At 66.1% G+C, this 24,931-nt stretch carries 25 protein-coding genes; 12 read left to right on the top strand and 13 right to left on the bottom strand.

All coding sequences use genetic code 11. The features are described 5' to 3' along the window. Positions 1 to 105 precede the first annotated feature (105 nt). From OXM57_00205 to OXM57_00180, 6 genes are all read right to left on the bottom strand, one after another. A complete protein-coding gene (locus OXM57_00205) occupies positions 106 to 570 on the bottom strand; it encodes a VOC family protein (GenBank protein ID MDE0351104.1) in 465 nt (154 codons plus the stop codon). 64 nt (positions 571 to 634) lie between these two features. Next, the gene (locus OXM57_00200) at positions 635 to 1,096 is read right to left on the bottom strand and encodes a VOC family protein (GenBank protein MDE0351103.1); all 462 of its coding nucleotides are present in this window, start codon (positions 1,094 to 1,096) and stop codon (positions 635 to 637) included. Further along, positions 1,093 to 2,004 (bottom strand): TIGR03619 family F420-dependent LLM class oxidoreductase, encoded by a 912-nt coding sequence (locus tag OXM57_00195; GenBank protein ID MDE0351102.1) that lies wholly within the window; start codon positions 2,002 to 2,004, stop codon positions 1,093 to 1,095. The genes OXM57_00200 and OXM57_00195 overlap by 4 nt, the downstream gene beginning before the upstream one ends. Beyond that, positions 2,001 to 3,041, bottom strand: coding sequence for a zinc-binding dehydrogenase (locus OXM57_00190; protein MDE0351101.1), 1,041 nt, complete (start codon positions 3,039 to 3,041; stop codon positions 2,001 to 2,003). The genes OXM57_00195 and OXM57_00190 overlap by 4 nt, the downstream gene beginning before the upstream one ends. A 202-nt stretch (positions 3,042 to 3,243) precedes the next feature. Continuing rightward, positions 3,244 to 4,251, bottom strand: coding sequence for a hypothetical protein (locus OXM57_00185; protein MDE0351100.1), 1,008 nt, complete (start codon positions 4,249 to 4,251; stop codon positions 3,244 to 3,246). Then, positions 4,242 to 5,552: a phosphotransferase family protein gene (locus tag OXM57_00180; GenBank protein ID MDE0351099.1), complete on the bottom strand. Its 1,311-nt coding sequence runs from the start codon at positions 5,550 to 5,552 to the stop codon at positions 4,242 to 4,244. Before OXM57_00180 ends, OXM57_00185 begins: the two co-directional genes overlap by 10 nt. Positions 5,553 to 5,712: 160 nt before the next feature. Between OXM57_00180 and OXM57_00175 the strand changes: the two genes are divergently transcribed. From OXM57_00175 to OXM57_00160, 4 genes are all read left to right on the top strand, one after another. Then, positions 5,713 to 7,662: a tRNA-dihydrouridine synthase gene (locus tag OXM57_00175; GenBank protein MDE0351098.1), complete on the top strand. Its 1,950-nt coding sequence runs from the start codon at positions 5,713 to 5,715 to the stop codon at positions 7,660 to 7,662. Between the two features lie 104 nt (positions 7,663 to 7,766). Next, the gene (locus tag OXM57_00170) at positions 7,767 to 8,171 is read left to right on the top strand and encodes a nuclear transport factor 2 family protein (GenBank protein MDE0351097.1); all 405 of its coding nucleotides are present in this window, start codon (positions 7,767 to 7,769) and stop codon (positions 8,169 to 8,171) included. A gap of 74 nt (positions 8,172 to 8,245) precedes the next feature. Continuing rightward, complete coding sequence (locus OXM57_00165) at positions 8,246 to 9,499, top strand: OB-fold domain-containing protein (protein MDE0351096.1); 1,254 nt, start codon at positions 8,246 to 8,248, stop codon at positions 9,497 to 9,499. Continuing rightward, entirely contained in the window at positions 9,499 to 10,683 is a 1,185-nt protein-coding gene (locus OXM57_00160; GenBank protein MDE0351095.1) for an acetyl-CoA acetyltransferase, read from the top strand. The genes OXM57_00165 and OXM57_00160 overlap by 1 nt, the downstream gene beginning before the upstream one ends. Positions 10,684 to 10,706: 23 nt before the next feature. Here OXM57_00160 and OXM57_00155 read toward each other — a convergent pair whose 3' ends face one another. Further along, positions 10,707 to 11,870: an acyl-CoA/acyl-ACP dehydrogenase gene (locus OXM57_00155; protein ID MDE0351094.1), complete on the bottom strand. Its 1,164-nt coding sequence runs from the start codon at positions 11,868 to 11,870 to the stop codon at positions 10,707 to 10,709. A gap of 33 nt (positions 11,871 to 11,903) precedes the next feature. Further along, the gene (locus tag OXM57_00150; GenBank protein MDE0351093.1) at positions 11,904 to 12,416 is read right to left on the bottom strand and encodes a MarR family transcriptional regulator; all 513 of its coding nucleotides are present in this window, start codon (positions 12,414 to 12,416) and stop codon (positions 11,904 to 11,906) included. Between the two features lie 74 nt (positions 12,417 to 12,490). On the opposite strand from OXM57_00150, the gene OXM57_00145 reads away from it, so the two are divergent. After that, the gene (locus tag OXM57_00145) at positions 12,491 to 15,823 is read left to right on the top strand and encodes a methylmalonyl-CoA mutase family protein (protein MDE0351092.1); all 3,333 of its coding nucleotides are present in this window, start codon (positions 12,491 to 12,493) and stop codon (positions 15,821 to 15,823) included. Positions 15,824 to 16,002: 179 nt separating this feature from the next. Here OXM57_00145 and OXM57_00140 read toward each other — a convergent pair whose 3' ends face one another. The 4 genes from OXM57_00140 to OXM57_00125 form a co-directional block, all read right to left on the bottom strand. Continuing rightward, complete coding sequence (locus tag OXM57_00140) at positions 16,003 to 16,575, bottom strand: hypothetical protein (protein ID MDE0351091.1); 573 nt, start codon at positions 16,573 to 16,575, stop codon at positions 16,003 to 16,005. Between the two features lie 43 nt (positions 16,576 to 16,618). After that, positions 16,619 to 17,299: a DUF2461 domain-containing protein gene (locus OXM57_00135; protein ID MDE0351090.1), complete on the bottom strand. Its 681-nt coding sequence runs from the start codon at positions 17,297 to 17,299 to the stop codon at positions 16,619 to 16,621. Between the two features lie 120 nt (positions 17,300 to 17,419). Further along, complete coding sequence (locus tag OXM57_00130) at positions 17,420 to 17,758, bottom strand: helix-turn-helix domain-containing protein (protein MDE0351089.1); 339 nt, start codon at positions 17,756 to 17,758, stop codon at positions 17,420 to 17,422. Positions 17,759 to 17,816: 58 nt separating this feature from the next. Further along, the gene (locus OXM57_00125; GenBank protein ID MDE0351088.1) at positions 17,817 to 18,233 is read right to left on the bottom strand and encodes a TIGR03668 family PPOX class F420-dependent oxidoreductase; all 417 of its coding nucleotides are present in this window, start codon (positions 18,231 to 18,233) and stop codon (positions 17,817 to 17,819) included. 237 nt (positions 18,234 to 18,470) lie between these two features. Between OXM57_00125 and OXM57_00120 the strand changes: the two genes are divergently transcribed. The 4 genes from OXM57_00120 (at position 18,471) to OXM57_00105 (ending at position 21,487) form a co-directional block, all read left to right on the top strand. Further along, complete coding sequence (locus OXM57_00120) at positions 18,471 to 19,181, top strand: 50S ribosomal protein L11 methyltransferase (GenBank protein MDE0351087.1); 711 nt, start codon at positions 18,471 to 18,473, stop codon at positions 19,179 to 19,181. Between the two features lie 63 nt (positions 19,182 to 19,244). After that, positions 19,245 to 20,027, top strand: coding sequence for a Nif3-like dinuclear metal center hexameric protein (locus tag OXM57_00115; protein ID MDE0351086.1), 783 nt, complete (start codon positions 19,245 to 19,247; stop codon positions 20,025 to 20,027). Then, positions 20,027 to 20,737, top strand: a complete 711-nt coding sequence (locus OXM57_00110; GenBank protein MDE0351085.1) for a hypothetical protein — start codon at positions 20,027 to 20,029, stop codon at positions 20,735 to 20,737. The genes OXM57_00115 and OXM57_00110 overlap by 1 nt, the downstream gene beginning before the upstream one ends. A 225-nt stretch (positions 20,738 to 20,962) precedes the next feature. Then, positions 20,963 to 21,487, top strand: a complete 525-nt coding sequence (locus tag OXM57_00105) for a metal-dependent hydrolase (GenBank protein ID MDE0351084.1) — start codon at positions 20,963 to 20,965, stop codon at positions 21,485 to 21,487. Between the two features lie 115 nt (positions 21,488 to 21,602). Here OXM57_00105 and OXM57_00100 read toward each other — a convergent pair whose 3' ends face one another. Then, complete coding sequence (locus OXM57_00100) at positions 21,603 to 22,325, bottom strand: lysophospholipid acyltransferase family protein (protein MDE0351083.1); 723 nt, start codon at positions 22,323 to 22,325, stop codon at positions 21,603 to 21,605. Positions 22,326 to 22,488: 163 nt separating this feature from the next. Between OXM57_00100 and OXM57_00095 the strand changes: the two genes are divergently transcribed. From OXM57_00095 to OXM57_00085, 3 genes are all read left to right on the top strand, one after another. Continuing rightward, positions 22,489 to 23,118 (top strand): 5-formyltetrahydrofolate cyclo-ligase, encoded by a 630-nt coding sequence (locus OXM57_00095; protein ID MDE0351082.1) that lies wholly within the window; start codon positions 22,489 to 22,491, stop codon positions 23,116 to 23,118. Continuing rightward, positions 23,111 to 23,770: a metal-dependent transcriptional regulator gene (locus OXM57_00090; protein ID MDE0351081.1), complete on the top strand. Its 660-nt coding sequence runs from the start codon at positions 23,111 to 23,113 to the stop codon at positions 23,768 to 23,770. The genes OXM57_00095 and OXM57_00090 overlap by 8 nt, the downstream gene beginning before the upstream one ends. 451 nt (positions 23,771 to 24,221) lie before the next feature. Further along, entirely contained in the window at positions 24,222 to 24,752 is a 531-nt protein-coding gene (locus tag OXM57_00085; GenBank protein MDE0351080.1) for a hypothetical protein, read from the top strand. The last annotated feature ends 179 nt before the right edge of the window (positions 24,753 to 24,931 follow it).

The raw sequence follows: 24,931 nt of genomic DNA, 5'->3' as shown, positions 1-24,931 counted from the left end.
GAGGAACACCGCTGCCTCGCCATACCACACCGCCATTACACAGACAGACCACTAGTCCACTCCGGCGGCGAAGACTCGAACCGAACCCGCCGGATGTCGCCGCCGTCAGCGAAGGTCCCCTCCCGCGAACCAGCGTTCGAAGGCGGCCCGCGCCGCCGCATCCACCAGTTCGACCCTCAGCCCTTGTGCCGAACGGTGGTAGGTGAATCCGGAGGGTTGCTTGCCTGATCTGCTGAGGCCCGCCGCCTCGAGAGCCATCCCTCGATGCTCCAGCCGCGCGGCGTCGATATCGAGCTGGTGGCTCCACAGTCCGATGTGATGGAGGCCGCTCACCGGCGCCCAGATCGTGTCGGCGGCGCCCTCGATGAGCTCGAGGTGGGGAGGACCTTGCCGGGAGTACGTGAACCGGATCTCCGTCGTCAGGTCACCGTCCGCGACCCGGATGCTGATCGCTCGTTGCTGGGGGCGTGCCCATGTCAGGCCGAGTGCGCTCCCGTACACGCTCATCGCCGTGTCGAGGTCGGCGACCGCGAGCGCGGTATGGCTGATACCCGCGATGTCGATCGACATGATCGGCCTCCTCGTGCAAGTAGATCGTACAGATGGTCGCCGCCGCGCAGTTGCCGTATCCGGTCTAACGCGGCCCGCCAGCGAGCCAGTCATCGAACGACTGCCGGCGAGAGTCATCGAGGATCTCGACCCGGAAGCCGTTCGCGTCGGTGAAGTATGCAAAGCCGAGCAACCCGCCATCCTCGGCGTCATAGGTGGCTTCGAGCGTCATCCCTGCCCGGGCCAGTTCGAGGCCGGTGCCGCGCAGGTCCTGAACCCAGAACCCGGCGTGGTGTATACCTCCTCCGGTCGGTTCCCACGGCGTGCCCCGGGCCTCTCCGATCAACTCCAGATGGGGAGGCCCTTCAATCGAGTAGGTGAGTCGGAGGTCGGTCGTCACCAGCCGGCCGAGGTGGCGCACGGTGCGTTCGCCGTGCCGGATCGGCGCCCACGTGAGAGCCAGCTGGCTGGTGAGTTCGTTCATCGCACCATCGAGATCAGGTACGACGATCCCGAAGTGGTGCATCTGCGAGAACTCGATGCTCAATGCGCGCCCTTCTCGACGAGATCCTTGAGGGCGGCGATGCCGAGGACCATCTCGTCCCAGGCTCTTGCGCCGCGAACCACCGGTGTGACAAGGACATGGTCGAGCCCGGCTTCCGCGTAGTCGGCCAGAAGTTCTGCGACATCCTCCGGACGCCCGGTCACCGGTCGCCGATCACCGTAGCCGTCGCCGACGGACGACCAACCCGAGTAGTCGAGACCGTCACCGATGGTGACCTCCATGTGGATCGACACGGTGACCTCCTCACGATCGCGCTCGATCCTCTCCATCTCGGCGAGGAGCATCACGACCCTTCGCTTAAACTCGTCGAGCGGCGCCCAGGTGCCGTGCCAGCCGTCACACCAAGCAGCTCGACGCAACGCACCCGCTGATGAACCACCTATCCAGACGGGGATCGCCTCGGACGGCCGTGGATTCACTCTGACTGCCTCGAACGAGAAGTATCTGCTCTCGAATTCCGTGGCTCCCGCCCAGAGGGCCCTCCACCCACGGATGTAATCGTCGAGTCGCGCGCCGCGGCCCTGCATCGGAACACCGACGGCGGCAAACTCCTCGGTCAGCCATCCGGCTCCGACCCCCAGAATCGTGCGTCCGGGCGCCAGCCAATCCAACGTCGCCCACTGCTTGGCGAAGTGCATCGGGTTCCGGTAGGCGGGGACGATGACGCTGGTTCCAAGGCCGACCCGCCGCGTGTGAGCCGCGGCGAGCGCCAACAGCGGGATCGGCTCCGGAAAGAACGAGGGCATGCCCTCGATCGATGTCGGGACCGCTACGTGATCCGACGCCCACACGTCAGCAAAGCCGAGGTCCTCGGCGACAACGGCTGCGGCCCCCACCCTCTCGGGCGAAGCCGCTCTGCCGAGCTGGGGGAGGTGCAGTCCGAACCTCAAGGCGCTACCACGATCCGCAGAGCCCCCGTCGACTTGTCCGCTGCCGCGGCGAACGCGTCAGCCGTCTCCTCGAGAGGAAATCGGTGTGACACGAGACCGCCGAAAGCAGCCGGATCCGACTCGAGGAACTCGAGGGCGACCTCGAAGTCGTGGCGGCCGTCGATGACCCCGTAGGTCATCGAGAAGAGCAGGCGCAGTTCGCGAAACAAGGCCCGGCGCGTGTCAAGGTATGTCGGATCGTCGAACAGTCCCAGCACCAGCACCTCACCGCCCGGATTCACAGTTCGAACCGCGAGATCAAAGGTCTCCGGCCCGCCCCCGACTGCCTCGACCACGACATCGGGCGCGAACTTGCGTATTCGGGAGGCCACATCGTCGACAACGGGATCCAACACCTCGATCGCCCCGAGGGTCTCGGCCGCCGCAGCCTGCCGGGGGTAACGGGCCACACAGAGCAGGGCGTCGGCGCCGAGGCGAGTAGCAGCGGCGATCGCCAGCAGTCCGATCGCGCCCCCTCCGATCACCGCGATCCTGCGACCGGCCAGTGTCCCGTCCTGTGCGGCGAATGTATGGCTTGCCCGGTAGGCGTGAACTGCGCACGCAAGCGGCTCCGTGAGGCTCGCCAGATCGTCGGCCATGCCGTCCGGAACGTCGAACAAGCTCGAGGCGTTGACTGCCATCCGCTCTGAGAACCCCCATGACCGGAGAGCCGTGCGGTTGGTGCAGAACACCGCCTTGCCTTCCAGACACGCCCCACACTTCCCGCAATTCCCAGCGAGGTTCGGCTCGACGACGACTCGCCGGCCGCGCCCGCCATCGGTTCGCGGCACCCGGGCGACGACTTCGTGTCCCGCCATGCCGGGGATCGATGGTTCGATCTGCCCGGCCATCAAGTCCGGACGGCGCCATCGGTGAAGGTCAGAACCGCAGATCCCGCAAGCGATCACGTCGATCTCGACGAGGTGGCCTTCGGCTGGGATGGGCGGTACCTCGCGAACTGCGATGTCCTCCGCTCCGTCGAGGAAGGCGGCGCGCATTAGCCCCAATCCTTCATGCGCGCGGTTTGTCAGGATGGATTGAGTCGGAGAAGGGCGACCTGAACACGAATGATGGTCTCCGACGGTCCCATCCCTGACAGGTGGTGCTTGGCACCCACCGGGTGAAGGACGGCGAAGCCGCAAATACGCCGTTGACGTGGCTGGATGCGGCCGGTGTGTCGGGAAACACGAAGGATCAGGCCTAGTAGCGGAATCGGGGCGTGGGCGGGTTGATGGAGTACTCGACGACGCCGTAGCCGCGCTCTCCGGTTTCGAGGACCTCGAAGTCGAAGAAGGGCTCGTAACAGTCCAGGCGCGCCTCTGCGTCGTTCTCATCGCGCATCAGACCGTTGCGGGTCTGGGCGTGCTTTCGGCCCGTCACAACGGTGAGTTGCTCGTCGCCGAGATCGAACCGGATGTCGAACGACATAGCCGTGCGGCGATCGTCTTCGAGACGCGGCACGCATGAGGCGCCGACGATCGGTCGAGACCCGTCGGCGTCGCCTATCCATCCTCCCACCGGGTTGGCGCCCTCGGGCAGCTGCCGGTCCGGATTCATCCAGCCGAACGCATTGAGGTGACGGTTCTCGAGCTGGATCGACGGCCAGAAGTGACCGAGAGATCGTTGTAGCGTTCGATGCTTGCGCGGCTCCCAGGAGCTGGAGCGCACGAATCGATGGGTCCAGGAGTGATCGCGGTGGGCCCACGAATCGATGGCCCGTCGTTCGCCCTTGCGGGGACCACCGAAGGCTTCGAAGGAGCCCTGGCAGGAGAGCGCCTGCTCGTAGTGGCCTCCGTAGTCCTCGTAGGCGGCCAGCGGATTGCCGCCCAGACAGTCGTCGTAGTCGAAGACCGCGAAACGGCTGCGATAGGTGAGATCGAATCCGAACTTTGGGCCGTCGAAAACCCAGCGGTACTGCTCGAAAGGCTTGTCGACTCGAAACGTAAGCCGCTGATCGCCGATCGTCTCGAACACCGGATCGACCCCGAGCGGTTGACGTGAGGCCCATTGCTGGTGGACGCCGTCGATGACGTAGAAGGCGCTCGCTCGCAAGTAGCCGTGACTCAGCGAGGCATGGATGTGGTTGATGCCGAAGACGTCTGCCTCGCGATCGACGACAGAAAACCAGAAGTTGTCGCTCCAGAGGTGCGTGTCCGGGGCGTCGGCAGGAGGGGCGTGGAGGTATTCATCTCGTTCCTTCAGCGCCATGCCATCTCCTGGAGAAAGGTCGGGCGCCCCGTGAAACGGTGCCCCAGCGCTTGCAATGCTGCCTGTAGGTTACGCCCGCCGTCAGCAGCCGCCGCGGTAAGAACCTCGAACGCCGCCTCCCATGCCTCCTCCACGTCTGACACGTCGAGCGCTTTCGCCAGAGCCGGCATACCGCCGATAGCTCGCAATCGATCCACCGACCGGCGCAGCGCGCGGCTTTCCTCCCCGTCGTCGAGCAAGTGCGAGCGCAGCGGTCCGCCGGTACCGGGGTGGCGGGCAATCTCGACACGTCTGGCAGTGCTCAGCATCGGCGCGTAGTGGCTCCGCCGCTTCGCGAGCGCGGGGGGAAGGGGCACCAGACCGTCCTCGAGCCAGCTCGCCAGATCCCACATGCCCGAGTTTCCGGCCTCTCCGATAGCCGCCAGCGCGGGGCGATCAGACTTCCCGGAAGCCAGGGCTGAGATCCCCCGCATCGAGGCCGTGTAGGACCTCCAGCGCTCGAGCCTGAGGTAGAAGGCCATCCGGGACTCGTCGACCTTTCGCCCCGATGCCCGCTCGTAGAGAGCGACCGCCTCCCCATCGATTCCTCCCCAGGCGGAGAATTGGCGCGTGAATGCGATGTCGCACATCGGGTCGCCCGCCCAGGCTCGCTCCCAGTCGAGCACTCCGCTGATCTCTCCGCCGTCATCCCACAGGATGTTGCCGATGCGGTAGTCACCGTGGCAGACAACAGGTTCGTCGCTGCCTCCCGGGAGGTTGCTCAGAAGCCACCGAAGGCCGATCTCGAACCCCGGGTGTCGCGCGGCCGCGGCCCGGCGGTAATGCTCCACCTCTACGTTGATGATCGATCGAATCGCTTCTCCCGTCGTCTTGACCGCGGAGAGCCGGGAGGGATCACCCAAACGATGGAGATCCCCGAGCGCGACAGCCATCGCTGCTCGATAGCGCTTTCTTTCATGGTGTGGGAACTCCTGCGAGCTGCGCAGTCTCTCCCCGGGGGCAACGGTCTGGACCTGCAGCGGCGCCCCGAACCGGGACGGATGAGCGGCGACGAGCAGCACGTCCGGAGCAGGCACCGCCCCACGGGCAGCCCGGAGCGCTCGCCGTTCCACCTCGACGTCGTAGGGAGCGAGCGTTCCGCCTCGCGGAGCAACTCTCACCACTGCCTCGGGACCTGAGGCGGTCGACACGAGATAGGTATCCCATGAGTGTCCGCCCGCCATCGGCTCGACGCGGGCCGCTCGGAGCGAACGCCCGAGTGCCCTTTCGGCAGCTCGCACGATCCAGACCTCGACGGCCATGGCTAGCAGGGTACTGAAACACGTCCGGTTGGCCCGGTAGCCGGAATCGAACCCCCAGGTAGAAGCGTCGCGGCCAACCAGTAGAGGTCCATCCGCGTCCTTTGGGCACCTCTTGGACCGTACCTCCCGCCTTCCAGCCCTGGTCCGTACACTCGCGCCGGTGAAGGCAGCTCGGAACTCGTATCCAACCCTCTTCTCGTCCTGGCGCCTCGGACCGCTCGAGCTCTCGAACCGGATATTGCTGTCGCCGATGACGACCGGATTCGGGTTCCGGGCCGGGCTTCCCACCGAGCACCTGATCGAGTATTTCGCAGCTCGCACCCACGATGTGGGGATGGCGGTGGTGGCCTTCGGGGCGGTTGCGCCGGAGGGTCGGGTCGAGCAACAGATTCCGTGGATGTGGCTCGACGGCGCGGCTCGAGCTCTGGCCCCGCTGGCCGATGCCATAGCGGCCAACGGCGCTGCGCCCTGCCTCCAGCTCGGCCATGGCGGCCGTCAGGTGAGCCCGAAGGTGATAGGCGGCGACCCCGTGGCCCCGTCCGCCATAGCGCCGCTCGTCCACGTCAGCCGGCAACCGCGGTCCTTGGAGATCAGCGAGGTCGAGGACCTGGTCACCGCGTTCGCCACCGCGGCCCGGAAGGCGTGGACTGCCGGGTTTGTGGCCGTCGAGGTGCACGCCGCGCACGGTTACCTCATCCATCAGTTCATGTCCGCCGGATCGAACCACCGCAGCGACGTGTACGGCGGTGAAACCGTCGCCGCGAGAACTCGCTTCGGCGTCGACATCGTCCGTGCGATCAAGGAAGCCGTGCCCGAACTCGCCGTGATGGTTCGCCTCAACGGGGCCGACTTCGTGCCCGGCGGTCTCGAGATCGCCGACGCCGTCGTGGCGGCCAGGTCCTTTGCGGCCGCCGGAGCCGACGGGTTGGTCGTGTCCGCGGGCGTCTACGGTTCCGTTCCCTACACCATTCCGTTGCTCGACGATCCCGAGGGCACGTTCGTAGACCTCGCGTCGCAGGTGCGCGCCGGCGTGAGCATTCCCGTCGTGGCCGTCGGGCGCATCACCGATCCCTCAACCGCCGAGATGGCGCTGGCCTCGGGCCGTTGTGATGCGGTCGCCGTCGGCCGGGCGCTTCTGGCCGATCCCGCCTGGGCGACCAAGGCGAGAAGTGGGGAGCCTGCCCGGATCAGGCCCTGTATCGGAACGGTGGAGGGATGTGCCGGAATGCTCCAGCACGGTGACCCCATCTCGTGCTCGGTGAACCCCGATGCCGGGAGAGAGCTCCGGCCGACCCTCCTGCCTGCCCGCGCCGCGCCACGCCGACTCGTGGTGATCGGCGCCGGCCCGGCCGGCCTCGAAGCGGCTCGGAAGGGCGCCTTCGAGGGCCATGAAGTCGTCATCGTCGACCGGGCCGATACGATCGGGGGCAGCCTCAGGTTGGCCGCCCGGACGCCGCCACTGCGCCATGTGCAGCGTCTTGCGGATTGGTTCTTCCTCGAGATGGAGCACCTCGATGTCGATGTGAGACTCCAATTCGAGGCCACGGCGGCTTCGGTGGGTGATCTCGACCCGGACTTCGTGGTCGCCGCCACGGGAAGTGTCACCGAGGTGCCGGTACTCGACGGATACGACCGCATGCCCGTCTGGTCCGCCGAGGGCTTGCTGGCTGCCGGGGAGTCGACTCTGGGAACGCCGGAACCCTTAGGAGAGGTCGTGGTCCTCGGTGGGGGTCGCCGAGCTCTGGCAACATCGTTGTGGCTGATCCACAAGGGAAATCCTGTCGTCGTCGTAACCGGTACGCGTGCCGGCAACGACACCAGCGGGTTGGCCAGGCGGGCGTATCTCAGCCGCATCGAATCGGCCGGCGGATCGGTCGTTCTGGCGATCCCACGGCGCCTTGACGAGTCCGGATTGGTGGCTTCGGCCGAGGACGGCGAGATCTTCATTCCCTGCGGCGGGGTTGTGATCGCCGATCCGGCGCGCTCAGTCCGGCCGAGCTGGCTCGATCAGCTAGAGGTGCCCTTCGTCGTCATCGGCGACGCTCGGGCTCCGAGAGGGATCGGGCCGGCGATCGCCGAGGGAAACGACTCCCTCAGAGCCTTGACCTGAGAGCGAGAACGCGGTCGCTGCGGCTCGGCAGGGCGCCCTCGCGGCCACCGTTTCAACTACGATCCCGCGCGCTAGATTCGTTGAGGGGCTCTCCCGAGAAGGCCGTGGACGTTCCAACTTCACCGCAAACCATCGTCCAGCAGTACTTCGCGTCGATCAACTCTCGAGATTGGCCGGCGCTCCGAGAGATCCTCCATCCACATCTATCGCTGCAGGTCGTCGGCAGGGGACGCCTCGAGGGCGTGGATGCCGCGGTGGACTACTTCGAGACCCTGCTGGCCGGTTTTGTCGAAGGAACCGACCGACCCACTCGGTTCCTGGCATCGGGGAGCAGCGTGGTGGTTGAGATCGACTTTGACGGCCGGACGGTGGGCGGACGCCCCGTGGCCTTCTCCGCGGTGGACGTGTTCGACATCTCCGACGGAAAGATCAAGTCGTTGAGCGTCTGGTACGACTCGCTGGACGTAGCCCGTCAGGTCAAGGGCCGACCGGAGCGCACCGGACCGTAGCCCGGGTCGCCACGGCGGCGCGTTGTAGGCTCAGCCATCCGGGCCGTAGCCGATGCCGGAAGTGAAGACAATCGATGGATCAGAAAGCGACGGCGAGCGCCTTCATCGTCGATGCGCAGGTCTCGCTGGGCCGGTGGCGTAGCAGGACTGGCCGGGGGACGGTCTCCCGGGCCGCACACGACGAGGACGCCGTCACGATGGCTGCCAGGTGCGGCCTGGCGATGCTGGACAGGAACCCGGACGTCACTCCGAACGGTTTGCTGGCAGCAACCGTGTCGGCCCCGCTCCCGGAGCCCGGTATCGCCCCCTTTCTTGCCGAGGTGCTGGACATCCGGTCCGCTGCGGATCGTCCCGGGCCCGACGTGTTGGAGCTGACCGGGTCGGTCTCTGCCGGTGTCGCCGCGATCGCCGAAGCGGCGCGGCGCGTAGCCGACGGCCGCGGGCCGGTGCTCGTCGTGGTCTCCGACGACCGCCGGGATACCAGAGGCAGGCCTCTAGGGGCGGCAGCAGTCGCCCTTTTGATCGACTCGGTCGGAGATGTGGGCGGTGTCACCCCGGCAGAGAGCGGTGCCGAGTTGTTCCTGGATCGCTGGCAGCGTCGCGACACACCGGGAGTTCAGGCCGGTGACAGGTCTCTCGATCGTTATTCACCCGCCAAGGGCTTCGCCGACCGGCTCGACGCCGACCGCGTCCTTCTCTCGACCGCCTCCGGTCCGCAGATCGAAGGCGCAGGATTTCCGGGATGCGCCGCACCGTTGATCGGCCTCTTCACGAGTGACGCCACCGAGGGCCGGGATCTGGTGGTCGCCTCGTCGTCCGGAGGTATCAGACACGCCGTCCGGATAACGGTCGGATCCCGGTTCTCCGGCATCAGAGAGCAGGCTGCCGATGAGATCGCGGGCGGGCTGCGCGGAGAGCGTCCGGCCGATCCCGACGAGTCCACGTTCACCCCGTACTCATCCCAGGCGATGGCCTACCGGGAGCGAAGCCAGACGTTTCGCCTGCTCGCAGCGAGGAACACCGAGACCGGGGAGGTCGTCTACCCACCGCCGCCCGCTGCGTCGAGCGCCGGGTTCGAGCCGTACCACCTTGCCCGCACCGGCACCGTGGTGACCTTCGCTCGGGACCACGTGTTCCCGTTCGGCGGCCCGCTCTCCATGGCGGTCGTCGACCTCGACGGCGGCGGCCGCTTCTACGGCCAGGTTGCCGACCGGCTCGAAGTCGAGATCGGAGACCGGGTGGAACTGGTTCTGCGCAGGCTGCACGGCGGGGGGAATGTGCCCAACTACTTCTGGAAGATCCAGGCTGCACCGGCAGGGGCGGCCTGATGGGCATCGCCGGAGAGGTGGCCATTGTCGGCACGGCCATGACGAGATTCGGTGTCCTTCACGACATGGGTTACCTCGACCTCGTGGCTGAATCCGCCCATGGCGCCGTCACCGACGCAGGCCTCACCATGGACGCCATCGACGCCGCCTGGTTGGCGACGGCCGAGCCTCAGACTTCGGGGCTCATCGGCGACTCCGGGGCTGCGGTGGCCGAGGCCCTGCGATTCTCTCCCCGCCCCGTGACACGGGTCTCGAACTTCTGCACGAGTGGGATGGAGGCCGTGCGCGGCGCAGCCCTCGCCGTCGCCGCCGGGGAGCACGACATCGTTCTGGCGATCGGAGCGGAGAAGATGCGCGACGTCACTCCGAAGGGGTCTCTCGTCGCCAAGACCGCCGAGGGCAGCCACCCGACACTGGCCAAGGGCAGGACCGCGCCCGGTCAGTTCGCATTGCTCGCCAACCGCTACCTCGACACCTACGGATATACGAGAGACGACCTCGCCCGGGTGGCGATGAAGAATCACCGCAACGCGATGTCAAACCCGAGCGCACAGTTCGGCTCGGAGCTCACGATGGAACAGGTACTCGAAGCGCCCGTCGTCGCCGAACCCCTCGGCCTCTACGACTGCACCCCGACGACCGACGGCGGGGCTGCGGTCGTCCTGGCGTCGCGTGAATGGGCGGACGCGAACGCATCGGACTATGCGTTGATCGACGGGGTCGGCCTATCCGTGACCGGTGGCTACGTGTCGAGCTTCTTCGAGGAGTCGGGCGACTACCTCGGCTTCGCATCGACCCGCGAAGCGGCCGCGCGGGCGTACCGTCAGGCAGGCATCATCGATCCGAGGTCCGAGCTCGACCTGGTCGAGTGCCACGACTGCTTCACGATCACCGAGATCGTCAACACCGAAGACCTCGGGCTGGCCGAGCGAGGCAAGGGGGTCGAGCTGCTCCGGTCGGGAGCGACGGCCCATGACGGCGAGATCCCCGTCAACGTGTCCGGAGGCCTCCAGGCGTGCGGCCACCCGGTCGGCGCGACCGGTGTGCGCATGGTTGTCGAGATCGCCGACCAGGTGACCGGTCGAGCCGGAGCTCGCCAGGTCGACGGCGCCACGAAGGGACTGGCGCACACCCTCGGCGGTCCGGGCGTCATCGCCTGCGTGATGGTGATCGGGGCACCCTGATCGGTAGCCCGGCTACTCGGGCCTCAGCCTCGCTGCTTGAACCTGCGGCCGAGATACTGTGACACGATGCGTATCCGCTGGATCGTCGGCGTGCCGCCTCCCAGCGCCCACCCGTGCGCATCACGGTGATAGCGCTCCAGGCCGTACTCCACCGAGTAGCCGTACCCACCGTGGAGCTGGATGGCTAGATCCGAGACCTCCTTGGCCATCTCGTTGGAGTAGCACTTCGCGATCGAAGCATCCAGCGGATCGGGCGCTCCGGTCCCCGCGCCGGCAGCCGCGGTCCATATGAGACGCCGTGCCGCCTGGGTCTTCAGGACCATGTCCGCCAGAGCCAGCTGAACCGCCTGGAACTCGACGATGTCCTTCCCGAACTGTTGACGCTCCTCCACATACTTGGCCGTGAGGTCGAGGCACGCCTGGCCGATGGCCAGCGACATCGTCGCGTTGCCGAGACGCTCGATGGAAAAGGCGGTGAACAGGTCACGGAATCTCCCGGCAGGCACTATCACGTTCTCCGCCGGGACCCTCACGTCCTCGAAGAACATGTCGGCCGACGGGATACCCCGAAAGCCCATCAGGTCCTCTTGCGGGCCGAAGGTGAGGCCGCTGGTACCGGCCTCGACGACCACGGCGCCGATGCCCTTCGAGCCGAGCTGCTCGTTCATCCTGACGTACACGAGATACAGCTCGGCGTGCCCGCCGCCCGAACACCATCGCTTCATGCCGTTGATGACGACATCGGCTCCGTCGCGGACAGCCGATGTCGTGAGGTCCGTTGCCGCCGACCCGGCGTCCGGCTCCGAGATCGAGATGGCCATGGTGGCGGAGCCCCGGATCACCGGCGGCAGGAACCTCTCCTTCTGGGCATCAGAGCCGAGCATGGCGATGGCCCGGGCCGGACCGGTGTTCGACTCGAACGCTTGAAAGGCCGCGATCTGGTTGCGCTTTGCCAGCTCCTCGATCACGATGAGCGAGTCGAGCAGGGTTCCGTCGCCCCCGCCGTAGGCGCCGGGGAGGCCGATTCCGAGCAGTCCCAGGTCTCCGAGCCGCTTTCGTTCCTCGTCAGGCATGAACGTGCGGTCCCGATCCCAGGCTTCCGCCTTGGCGGCGTAGACCTCGTCGGCGAGCCTCGCCGTTGACGCCCTCAGGATCTCCTGCTCAGGGGTAAGCGCGAACTCGATCAAGAAACACCTCGCTGGGACGGAACTCCCGGGATTCTATGGCCGAGTTTGAGCGCCGTGCTCACCGGCAACGGTGTCGCCCGCCAGCCATCTGATCCGGTTCAGCAGTCTCGTCAGGTCTTCAATAGCGACGCCCTCTTCATCGAGGCGCCGGAACACGGCGTTGACCGCATCCGTCGCCCGGCCAACGATGTCGCGGCCCTGGGCCGTGATCGATGCGAGCACCACCCGGCTGTCGGTCACGTCGACCCGTCGACCGACGAGCCCGTCGCGTTCCAGGCGCTTCACGGCGCTCGTGACGCTGGCAGGATGGACCTGAAGCCTGGCGCCGATCTTCCCCATGGGCAGCTCGCCGGCGCGGCTGAACCCGAGCAGGCGAAGGATCTCGAACCGGGCGAAACTGAGGCCGGACGGGGCGAGAGCCGCTTCGACCATTGCCGTGACGATCTGGTTCGCTCTCACCAGAGTCGTGACCACAGACATGCCGCCGGCCGCGTCGGCCCAGCCATGGTGCTCCCATTGCCGCCGCGCCTCGGCGATCGGGTCCATGGGAGGTTTGCTTACCGCCTGCCTTGCGATATCCTTTGACATCAAAGTAATCTCACATAATAGTGCGGAAGCCAATGCCGGGACCAAGTCATCACCTGCGTGTCGTGACGGCGACCTCCCTTTTCGACGGTCACGACGCGGCGATCAACATCATGCGACGCATCCTCCAGGCGGCCGGCGTGGAGGTGATACACCTCGGTCACAACCGGCCGGTCCGGGAGCTCGTCGAGGCAGCCGTTCAAGAAGACGCGCAAGCCGTCGCCGTCACCTCCTACCAGGGAGGCCACCTCGAGTTCTTCCGCTATCTGCGCTCGCTGCTCGACGAGGTCGGGGCCACCGACGTGAAGATATTCGGCGGGGGAGGGGGCACCATCCTCCCCGAGGAGGCGGAGAGCCTCCGGGCTCTGGGAGTCGAGCGGATCTACGGTCCTGACGAAGGCAGGGAGTTGGGCCTGCAGGGGATGATCGACGATCTGATCGTGCGGGCGGATGCCCCCCGCGGGGTCGAGGTAAATGTCGGTCTCGCCGACCTGTCGGTGACGAACAGGCGCGCTGTGGCCCGGCTCATCTCGGCGGCGGAGAACGCGCCCGAGACGCACGCTGCGCTCCTCGAATCCGTCGCGTCGGCCGCGGCCGAATCCTCGTCCCTCGTCGTCGGGATCACCGGTACGGGCGGATCCGGGAAGTCGTCGCTCATCGACGAGATCGTCCTGCGATTCGTTTCCGATCGTGAGGACAGATCGATCGCGATCATCTCGACCGACCCATCTCGCCGACGGTCGGGCGGTGCTCTGTTGGGCGATCGGATCCGCATGAACTCGGTGCACCAGCCGCGCGTCTTCATGCGATCCCTCGCAACCCGTCAGGCGCATCTGGCGCTGTCCCCCCACGTCTCGGCCGCCGTGAACATCGTCAAAGCGGCGGGCTTCGACCTGGTGATCCTCGAGACGTCGGGCATCGGGCAGTCGGACACCCAGATCGTCGACCACTCGGACCTGAGCGTCTACGTGATGACGCCCGAGTACGGGGCGCCTTCGCAACTCGAGAAGATCGACATGCTCGACTTCGCCGACCTCGTGGCGATCAACAAGTCCGATCGGCGCGGGGCCCTCGACGCGCTGCGCGATGTCAAGAAGCAGTGGCGTCGCAACCGGGTCGACTTCGACCGCCCGGACGATGACGTGCCCGTGTACCTCACGTCGGCTTCGCTTTTCAACGATCCGGGTACGAACCGCTTCTTCCACGCCCTGATGGCCGAGATCGACGGGCGGTCGTCCCTCGAGTTCCGCCCCCATCGCGAGCTTCGGGTCGACGGGACCGACGGGGGGCGCATCATCCCGGCGAACCGGGTCCGTTACCTCTCCGAGATCGCCGAGACGATCCGTGAGTACAACGCCGACGTGGAACGGCAGGCGGACCTGGCCCAGGAGCTCCAGGGGCTCATCGCCGCCGCCGATCGCACCGGCCTGGACCTCTCGGAAGAGATCGACTCGCTCCGGGCCGGCCTCGGCGCCGAGACGATGCGGGCCTTGGACGAGTGGGACGCGACGAGGGAGCGATACCAGACCGAAGAGGTGTCGTATTCCGTGCGGAACCGCGTCGTCACGGTGGAGGCAGCCACCACGACCCTGTCGGGGACGCGGGTGCCCAAGGTCGCGTTCCCCAGGATGCGCGGCTGGGGCGACCGCGTCCGATGGGTGCTCCAGGAGAACGTGCCCGGATCGTTTCCCTACACCGGTGGTGTCTTCCCGTTCCGCAGCACGACCGAACGGCCGACCCGCATGTTCGCCGGCGAGGGCGGTCCCGAGCAGACCAACCGACGGTTCCACTACCTGTCACGAGGGATGCCGGCAGTCCGCCTGTCCACGGCCTTCGACTCGGTGACGCTGTACGGCGAGAACCCGGATGAGCGGCCGGACATCTACGGCAAGGTCGGCAACAGCGGCGTTTCGCTCGCATCGCTGGACGACGCGAAACGGCTCTACTCGGGTTTCGACCTGCTGGACAACAGCACTTCGGTGTCGATGACCATCAACGGCCCGGCCCCCATGATCCTCGCCTTCTTCCTGAACGCCGCGATCGACCAGCAATGCGAGCGGTACATCGACGAGCACCGGCTCTGGGAGGTCGTCGAAGCCAAACTCAACGATCGGTACGAGAACCGTGGAGTGGCTCGCCCGGTCTATCGGGCCGACTTGCCGGAGGGCAACACCGGCTTCGGCACCCGGCTCCTCGGCATCTCGGGGGACGAGGTCGTGCCGGAGGACGTCTACGCCGAGATCCGGCGCGACGTGCTCGGGAGGGTTCGGGGCACCCTGCAGGCCGACATCCTCAAGGAGGATCAGGCTCAGAACACCTGCATCTTCTCGACCGAGTTCGCCCTCCGCATGCAGGGCGACATCCAGCAGTTCTTCATCGACAACGCCGTACGGAACTTCTACTCCATTTCGATCAGCGGGTATCACATGGCGGAGGCGGGGGCCAACCCCATCAGCCAGCTGGCGTTCACGCTCGCGAACGGGTTCACGTTCATCGAGTACTTCCTGGCGAGAGGCATGGCCGTCGATGCCTTCGCCCACAACCTCTCCTTCTTCTTCTCCAACGGTGTAGACGCCGAGTACGCCGTCATCGGCCGGGTGGCGCGGCGGATCTGGTCGAAGGCTCTGCGCGACCGCTACGGGGCTTCGGATCGCTCGCAGATGCTCAAATACCACATCCAGACCTCCGGGCGCTCCCTCCACGCCCAGGAGATCGGGTTCAACGACATCCGGACGACGCTCCAGGCGTTGTACGCGATCTACGACAGTGCGAACTCGCTCCATACCAACGCCTACGACGAGGCGATAACGACCCCGACCGAAGAGTCGGTCCGGCGGGCGCTGGCCATACAGCTCATCATCAACGAGGAACTGGGCCTCAACCGGAACGAGAACCCGCTTCAAGGGTCCTTCGTGGTCGAGGAGCTCACCGACCTCGTCGAGGAAGCGGTGTTGATGGAGTTCGACCGCATCAGCGAGCGAGGCGGCGTCCTCGGAGCGATGGAGACTCAGTACCAACGGAGCAAGATCCAGGAGGAGTCGCTCCACTACGAGCGGCTCAAGTCATCGGGCGATCTCCCCATCGTCGGCGTCAACACGTTTCTCTCGGACGATGGATCGCCCTTCGTACGGCCGAAGGAGATCATCCGATCCGCAGCCGAGGAACGAGACCAACTCGTGGCCGAGATGGACCAGCTCCACCATCGCAACGAGAAACAGGCAGCGGAACTCCTCGACGAGCTACAGCGAGTCGCACTATCGGGCGGCAACACGTTCGACGCCCTCATGGCGGCGGCAAAGGTGTGCAGCCTCGGCCAGATGACGCACGCGTTATACGCCGTGGGCGGCCAGTACCGCCGGAACATGTAGCGCCGGGCCGACCGCCGTCGAGGATGATCGACCCGGCACGCCGACAGCTCGAACTACCCGCCTCCACCAATGTGCTTGGTCGGCATGGTCGTATTCCTAGCTATGGCTGGAGTCGCTGACCGCTAGCACGCCAAGGCGCGCAACGGCGTCCGCGCCTGCTGGGTCGGGGGCGTTCCTGGTCAGCGTGAGTGCCGTGTGCGTTCCCACATCCAACGCATCGCGCCGGCGCAGATCACAGCCACCGTCGCCACGAACAGCGCGGTCTTGACCGCGGTGAACACCGCGGCCGGCCATGCCAGCAGAGACGGAGCGCCGTCATGGACAAGGGCCAGCACCGCGACGGTGATGTTCTCCAGCCCGTCGGCCAGGGCTACCGTCAGCGGCAGCAGACACAGCAGCGCTCCGCCTCGGAACAGCCGTAACAGCAGGACCGCGAGCAGCAGGCCGTAGGAGGCCGGGAAAACCATGTCGATGGTGAGTGCGGTCGTCGCATAGACGGCCCTTGCGTTCGCATCGAGCCGGTCGAGCGCGTCGAGCAGGGCCGCCGCCTCGTCCGGCGTGTACCAGCCCCGACTGTCGAGCAGGTCCAGTCCCGCCAGCCGTGCCTGGCGCCAAGCGAGACCACCCACGCACCCGACGACGCCGACCGAAGCGGCGACCGCAATTCGCCAGGTCGCGCATCGCTCCACTGCCACGCTGATCGATGACACCATGCCTCGACCCAGCCAGCCTCGCGGCACGCCGTCGGGCATCCCTACGGCTCGGTTCTACACCGTGCGGGAGGCCACCAACCCGCTACCAGGCCAGGCCTAGCGCGGCGGTGAGGAATCCGGTGAAGGGAGCGGCCACGCGGCAGGTGTCGGTGTAGAGGTCGATGAAGTCCGGGGCGCAGGTTTCCTCCTCCGAGAAGCTGGTGGTGGCCACGAACGACTTCAGCTTCAGGTGGTCGATCAGGGGGTGGCCGGGGTCGAAGCCCCTCGGGGCGCGCTTCAGCGACTCGCCTTCGAGCGTGAAGGTGGAGGCGAAGTCCGGCTCCTCCACGATCCGGCACCATGCATCCGGGTCCTCGACGATGGCCTCCCGGATCTTTCCGGCGGTGGCCGCGTTCGGCCTCCAGATCCCCGCGCCGGCGAACACCATGCCGGGTTCGAGGTGTAGGTAGAGCCCCGGCCCGTGCACGTCCCGGCCCGCCTCGTGGCGGAAATGGACACCCGCGTTGGTCTTGTAAGGGGTCTTGTCCTTCGAGAAGCGGACGTCGCGATAGATGCGGAAAACCGACCCGCCGGACCGCCTGGCGTCGGCCACCATGTGGGGGCTGATGCTCTCGAGCGGATCCTCGAAGTCGGTCACGAACCGGAGAAGGGGATCCTGGACGTCGGCCCGGTACCGCTGCTTGTTGGCCTGGAACCAGTCGCGCCGGTTGTTGACAGCCAACTCGTCGAGAAACTCGAACAGGGCGGGAGTGAAGTGCGACATGATGTCTCACGCTAGCGGCGGCGGAGCGATCCGATGAGCCGGTTCATCGCCGGAGAAAGGAACTGTTCTTAGCGCTGCTCGGCGACGCTTGCAATGCCAGGCCGATGAGTTCGGAGGGTTTCACTCCAGCAGTCGTCGTTCGACCGTAGTGTCGACGCCGCGGGCCTGTTTCCACTCCAGCCTCTGCTCGTTGTCGCGGGGCGGAATGCCGCGGTCGGCCAACCGTCTGGCGCCATCGGCCATCCTCGCCTGCACGTAGGCCAGCGTGAGAACGGCCGGAGCCGAAACCACCAACTCCACTCCCAGAGCGCGTGCTATCCGAGCGAGCGTGGAATACCTTGCATCCACCTTTCCCGCTTCGATGCGGGACAGGTTCGGTTGCGCGATGCCCGTCATCGCCGACAGCTGGGAATGTGTGATTCCCTTTGCCAGCCGAATCTCCCGCAACTGTTGGTACATGGACTCCAATATAGCGCATGTGATATAACAGCCAGGCGGCGGACGAATCTCAAGGAAATCAGCGGGCCGACCAGGAGCGGATACGTTCCACCGTGATCGCTATGGCGGGGCCGGGCGGCGGTTGGTCGGCATACACGGGATACTTCTCCGCCAGGATCTCGAGGGCGACTAAGCGGAGAGGGCCGTCGCTCACGATTCGAGCCACGCCGTCCAACCGTATCCACCAGAGCCGGTCCCAGTCGTCCTCGTAGTGATCCACCAGCACGGACACTTGTGGGTTGATCTCGATGTTGCGGATCCGCCGCAGGCGCAGGGTGGTCTTCGGCTTGGTGTCTATCGCCGTGTAGATGACGCCCTCTCGGTAGGCGAACACGATGGGAACCAGGTGGGCCCGGCCCGCGCCGTCGGTGGTTCCGAGAGTGGCCGACCGGGCACAGGCGAGACGCTGGTCTATCCCTTCGGGTGAGAGGCGCATTGTCCACCGGCCGTTCGTGTAGGAGGGTGCTGAAAAAGACGGGGATTGGTTAGCCCGCGATACCGTGACCAGGGGTTTCCTGACCGGATTTCGGGCTAACTGGACATTTTTCAGTACCCTCCTAGAGGCTACCGTCCCCGAACAGGTTGCTGCGGCTCTCCGTACCCGGCAATTCCGTTTCCGGACTGCTCGCGAGTCGCTATCGTTCCCCCGTAGTCGTCACGGAGGCGGGAGAGGGTGTCCGAGGATTTCTTGTGGAAGGGCCGGCTCGGCCCGATGAACCTCCAGATTTCGGACACCACGTTCCGTCCTTCCACCATCTCGGCCTTGATCGCTCGCGAGCTCCGTATCCAGGAGGGCGAGGTGGCCATCGATGTCGGATGCGGATCGGGGGTGTTGGCGATCATCGCCGCCAAGCTCGGCGCCCGCCACGTACACGCCATCGACAAGAGCCCGGACGTGATCGAGGTGGGCCGCGCCAACGCCGAAGCCAACGACGTGGCCGATCGGATCACGTTCTACCAGGGCGACCTGTTCGAGCCCCTTGCCGACGATATTCGAGCAGACGTGATCATCGGCGATGTGTCCGGTATCCCCGACACCCTGGCGGACGAGAGCGGATGGTTCCCGACCAGGGGCGGGGGCGGCACGCGGGGGAGCGAGCTTCCCATTCGCATGCTTGAGGAGGCCAGGCGCCGCCTGAGCGCCGGCGGGCGTCTCTTCCTGCCGACCGGATCCCTCCAGGACGAGTCCTCCATCATCGAGGCCGCCCGGCGCCTCTACACCAAGGTGAGGAAGCTCACCGAGCGGGCCATACCCCTCCCGAGCAAGCTCGCCACCAGCCAGGTGCTGTCCGATCTGGTGGAGCGCGGAGTGGTCCGGGTCAGCACCCGCGGCTCACGGTCCATCTGGGAGGCCCGGGTGTGGGAGGTCTCGGGCGTCGCCTGAGGTCGTGGGCTCCCCGCCGGCCGCCGGTACCGGTCTCCCAGCCACGGTTGCCCGGCCGGCATCATGAGCCTTCGTGTCGGTGAGATCCTCGCCGCAATCGACGGGCGAGCGCCGTTCGCCTCCGCCGCCGAGTGGGACGCGGTAGGGCTCCAGATCGGCGATCCGGAGCGGGAGGTCTCGGCCGTGGCAGTGGTCCACGAGCTCACCACCAGGCTCCTCGATGGGATCATTTCCGTCGGGGCGGAACTGGTCGTCACCTATCACCCCTTGCTGTTCCGCCCTCTCAGCTCCGTAACCGCGGTGCCTGGCGCCGAGGGACGGATCTTCTTCCTGATAGAAAGGCGCGTGGCCGTCATCTCGGCACACACCAACTGGGACGCGGCTCCGGGCGGGTCATCGGATTCACTGGCCGCTGCCTTGGAGATTCGAGACCCCGAGGGATTCGCCCCCTCGATGACCGGTGGCGGGGACGAGATTTCGTACGGGCGGTGCGGATCCTTCGGTGGCCCGCTGGGAGATCTGGCCGACCTCGTGCAGTTGCGGCTCGGCGTCCGGCCGCGCCTCTCCGGCCCGCTCGACCGGGTCGTCCGCCGTGTGGCGGTGCTGCCCGGCTCGGGTGGATCCCGGGTCGAGGACGCCGTTTCCGCCGGCGCCGATGCCTACGTCACGGGCGACGTCTCGCATCATGAGGCCCGACGGGCGGCAGACTCCGGAATGGCGATGGTGGATGCAGGGCATACCCCGACCGAGCGTCCGGGGGTACGAGCCCTCTACGATCTGGTGGCCGGACTCGTGGACAGGCCCGTCGAAATGGTCGGGGGCGACGACAATCCGTGGGAGCTCTGATGGAACCGCTGACCAGCTTCTCGGACCTCCTCGAACTGCAACAGGTGGATTCGCTCATCGACAAGCTGCGAGAGGACCGCCGCACGTTGCCCGAACTGGCCCAACTCCGACAGGCGGCGGGGGAGGCCGCAGCCACCGCCGCCGCCCATGCGGACGTGAACGACCGGCTGCGGGCCGTCGAGCGATCCACGGCGCGTGTCGAGGACGAGCTCACCATGACCGAGCAACGGGTTCGGGAGCAGGAGCGACGCCTTTTCGCAGGGGCCATGAGCGCCCGCGAAGCCGACCATTTGCGCCAGGAGGTCGGCAACCTCCACAACCGGGTCTCCGTCATGGAGGACGAACTGCTCGAATTGCTCGAGCAGCGCGAGGGCCTGGACGCGGAGGAGGAGGCGGCGAGAGAGACGGCCGCGGAGGCATCGGGGGCCGAGCGCCGGTTGGCGGCCCGGGTCGCCGAACTCGAGGAGGCCATCGACACATCGCTGGCGCGTTACCGGCAACGGCGGGTCGAAATAGCGGCTGACATCGACCCCGGACTGCTCCGAAAGTACGTCCAGTTGAGGAACCGTAGGGGAGGGGTGGTCGTCGGGGAGGTGGACGGTCGGGTCTGCGGCGCCTGCCATTTGCAGATGTCGGTTGCAGAGTACGAGGAGGTGGCCTCGGATCGGATCCCCCAATGCATCCACTGCGCCGCCATCCTGTGCCTCTGAAGCTCTGCTAGGCCTGATTATTCCTGTTCCCAGCACACCGACTCGGACCAGGCCATCTCAAGGCATCACTTGCTGCAGTTGCCACTCCTCACCCGATGGTTGGTTTCGCACCCGGCTGGAAGATGAGGTTGTCACGTGCCTGTAACCCCAGTTCAGGAGTGCGAACTACCCCCTCCCGTCACCCGTACAAACCCCCACCCATGAATAGTTGGGGCTAATGGGGCGATGATCTTCTGGCATCTGGGCGGAGCTGTATTCCTTTTCCGGCTGGCTTTCAAGGACTCTGACGCGGACCTCCGCTTCCTGGCGATCGGAGCGCTCCTGCCAGACGCAATCGAATGGGTGGCCGGCTGGTGGGTTCCGGCCGGGGGGATGGGCGCAGGCCGGCTCATCGGTCACTCTGTCGCCTTCTGTCTGGGATTGCTGGTGGCGGCCCTGGTCCTCACCCGCCGCCGTAGCCCGGGCCGGAAGCGGGCCGTGGTGGTGGCGGCCGGAGCGATCCTGCACCTGGTGCTGGACCTCGGGTGGATCGACCCCCAACTCCTCCTGTGGCCCATGCTGGGCTACGAGCTTCCCACCGGCATCGAATCCGATTGGTCGGGACTGGCGAGCTTGTCCGGCGCCGACCTGCTACCGATCGGCCAGGAGATCGTCGCGATCGCCTACCTGGCGTGGCTGGCTCGGAGGGCTCGGCTCGCCGACCCCAGGCGTCGCGCCCTGCTGTGGAGGTCAGGGACGCTCGGTATGTAGGAGGGTACTGAAAGTGTCCTGTAGGTCAGACAGTCGGCAATGAAACCCCAGTTCAAGGGATCGCGGGCCAACACATCCCCGTCTTCTTCAGCACCCTCCTAGCGGCTCCCGCCGGTCAGGTACGGCTGTCGCTGGGCTCCCGGACGGCCCCCGCATCGGCCACGTTCGCGATCAGTGAGTAGGCGTGCTTCGTCAGGTCGCCGAGGTCTCGCAGCGTCATGTTGTCGGTCGGGATCGGATCCATGATTGTTACGGTGATGTGTCCGGGGCGGATGATCTTGGATCCCGGGCTCCAGACCTGGCGGCTGCCCGTGATCGCCGTGGGCACGATGGGCACGCCCAGATTGCGGGCGATGGCGAAGGCCCCCTTCTTGAACGGCAGCATCGCACCGTCCCGTGATCGGGTCCCTTCCGGATAGATCATGAGGGAGCGTCCCAGCTTCATGTTTTCGGCGGCGCCCCGGTTGACGGCCTGGTGGGTGGCTCGCCCGGCGCCCCGGTCAACCTCCACGATCCCGATCCTTCGCATGGCCGCTCCGAAGACGGGGATCCTGAACAGCTCCTGTTTGGCCAGGAAGCGGATCGGAACCGGCAACGCTGCGAAGTGGGAAAAAATGTCGAAGGCGGACTGGTGGTTGGAGATCACTACGTACGCCTGTTTCGGGTCGATGTGTTCGAGGCCCTCGACGGTGAGTTCCACGCCGGCGAGCCGGCACCATGTCCGGCCCCAGAAGCCGGGGATCCGGTCCAGCAGTCCCCCAGGCGGCCTCAGCAGGGAATGCAGGATGACCACCACCGCGCACGCCGCGGTGAGCGGAATCGCGATGGCAAAGATCAAGCTCGATCGGAGGCCGTGCGCCAGTGTTCCCATTGCCGGTCAGGTTACCTGGCGCGGCGGCCCGATCCCCGCCTAGCGGAGCATGACTGATCCGGCTGCGAGATGGTCGCTAACTTGACTGGATGGAACCTCAGAGCTCTCGAGCCATCCGGCCGGGGCCACGATGACCCACGGCGAGCCTGTTGACATACCGCCGCCGGGTACGGGTAAGGAGGAGTTCCGGCGCTGGGCTCGGCGGATGCGCCGGCCGGGTATCCCCGAGGATCAGGCCGCTGCGACCGTCGACGGCATAGTCGAGTGGTTGGCCGGGGCCGGCCTCCCGGCCGGGAGCGTGGTCATATACCTCCCGCTCCCCGACGAGATCGACGTGACACGGGTTCCGGACCGGGTAGGCCGCACGTTCGCGGTCACCCGCACCCCGCCCAGCGGGCCCCTTACCCTCCACCCGCTGGACGCGCCCCGCGAGCGGCACCGGTTCGGGTTCGAGCAGCCGGTGGCCACAGCTCCCCTCGTCGACCTGTCGAGCGTGGCGGTCGTACTCACGCCGGGCCTGGCGTTCGGGCCGGATGGCGAGCGTCTGGGCCGCGGCGGCGGCTACTACGACCGGTTCCTGCTGACGGTGCCCGACGGCGCGGCGAGGGTCGGAGTGACAGTCTCGGCTCTGGTGGTCGACAGACTCCCCACCGATTCCCATGATGTGCCGATGACCCACCTGGCGACCGAGACAGGGGTGCGGCCGGTCAGTACCCCGGGTGGTACGACCGCACCGTGTCTACGATTAGCACATGACTGATCCCGGCTACTCCGTCCGATGCCGCGAATACGCCGAAGCCATCTGGGAACTGGAGGAGGCCGGTATCCCGGTGCTCCAGGCCCGCATAGCGCGCTGGCTGGGAGTGAGCCCGGCCAGCGTGTCCGAGATGGTTCGCCGGATGACGGCGGAGGGCCTGGTCAACGTGTCTGACGAGGTTCGTCTCACCGAGGAGGGCCGTCACCTGGCAGCGGTGGTGGTGCGCAGGCACCGCCTCGCCGAGCGGTTCCTCTCCGAGGTCTTGAGGCTTCCATGGGCGAAGGTGCACGAGGAGGCCGAGGTATGGGAGACCATGATCTCGGATGACGTAGAGAAGGCCATGTGGCAGGTCATGGACGATCCGAAGACCTGCCCCCACGGCAACCCCATTCCGGGCGCCGGCTACCAGCCTCCGCGGATGAAGGCCATTGCCGAAATGGAGAGGGGGGAGACGCTGGCTCTCGAGCGGATCTCGGAGGAACTGGAGTTGGACGCGGACATGATGCGCTTTCTGGACGAGAACCACATCCGGCCGGACGCCCGGATCAGCCTGGTGCAGAAGGACCCCTACGGGGGTATAACCGTGGAGGTGCGGGATCGGCCGGTCGGCATCAGCGTCTTCGCCTCGGAACGGCTGTTCGTAGCTATCGATTAGTTGCTGGTTGCTGGTTGCTGGTTGCTGGTTGCTGGTTGCTGGTTGCTGGTTGCTGGTTGCTGATTGCTGGTTAGGATTAGATTACGATTGGCTATTGAACACAGTGTCGGGCCTGTGAAGTTGCTTGGCGTGTTCTGCTTGCCGTAGGCGGTCCCGTCGCTGCGTTTCGCTCCTTGACGTACCGCTGCGGGTACGCCTTCGTCAGCGGGCCTTGCGAAGACGCCGCCGGCCGGCGCACATCACACCGTCAATTCACTAGTAGTCATAAGAACGCATACAGTTAGATCCTGTCATCCGTTCCATCTGAGAGTTGAATACCGGTCCAAAAACAACGCGGAAGACCCAGAACGCGGAAAATTCGTCAGTGAAGCCGGAGCATCTTCCCACCGGTAGCGATACTCTTGGACGTGAGCATCATTTGCCGGTACGAAGCCAGTGTAGGAGAGCATCTGTGTATGGAGACGATCCTTTCGATCCGGGACTGCACCGGCGTATGGAAACGCGCATCCGGCAGGAGTTCGAAGTAGCCGAGTCCGAGGCGATGATCCTGGCGGCCCGCCAGAAGAGAATGTCCGACGTTGCGTGGGAGGCTTCCCAAGCGGGTCGCATGGTGCGCATCCTCATAGGTAGGCGCCGCCTGGACGGACTGCCGGTGTACGTCCGTAATGATCTCATGACCTTGGAGACGCCGAACGGGCGGGCCGAGGTCTGCATACCAGGTGTGGATGCGCTCACGGTGCTGCCGGACTTCGGCGAAGGGCGGCCCGAGAGCCACACGGTTGAGACATTTGTCTCCCGGATAGGCATGCTTCAGCTCGTCGAAGCAGACTTCGAAGTGGTCTGCCGGGGCGGGGAATCCGGCTTCACGGGGGAGATCGAGTGGGTGGCAAGAGATCATCTTGCAGTGAGCACTGCGATCGGGCGGATCTACGTTGCCCTTGACCGGGTTGCCTACGTGATGCGTCGCACCAAGCCGAGATAAGAGGGGTCGCGGCACCGCCTCTCAAGCCTTCGGTAACGGCCGGACCGGCCAGATAGGAATACCCAGAACTCTACATTGTTCTTGGAATCCGGTGCTTCTGTCCGTTAATTGGTAATCATTCATACTTATTTAAAGTGCTAAAAAATTATTTCAACACCATGGCATCCTCTGAAACTATG

Source organism: bacterium (assembly GCA_028820935.1).
Classification (GTDB): Bacteria; Actinomycetota; Acidimicrobiia; order Spongiisociales; family Spongiisociaceae; genus Spongiisocius.
The sequence above is the reverse complement of the archived record's forward strand: the minus strand, read 5'-3'. Positions and strand labels throughout refer to the sequence as shown.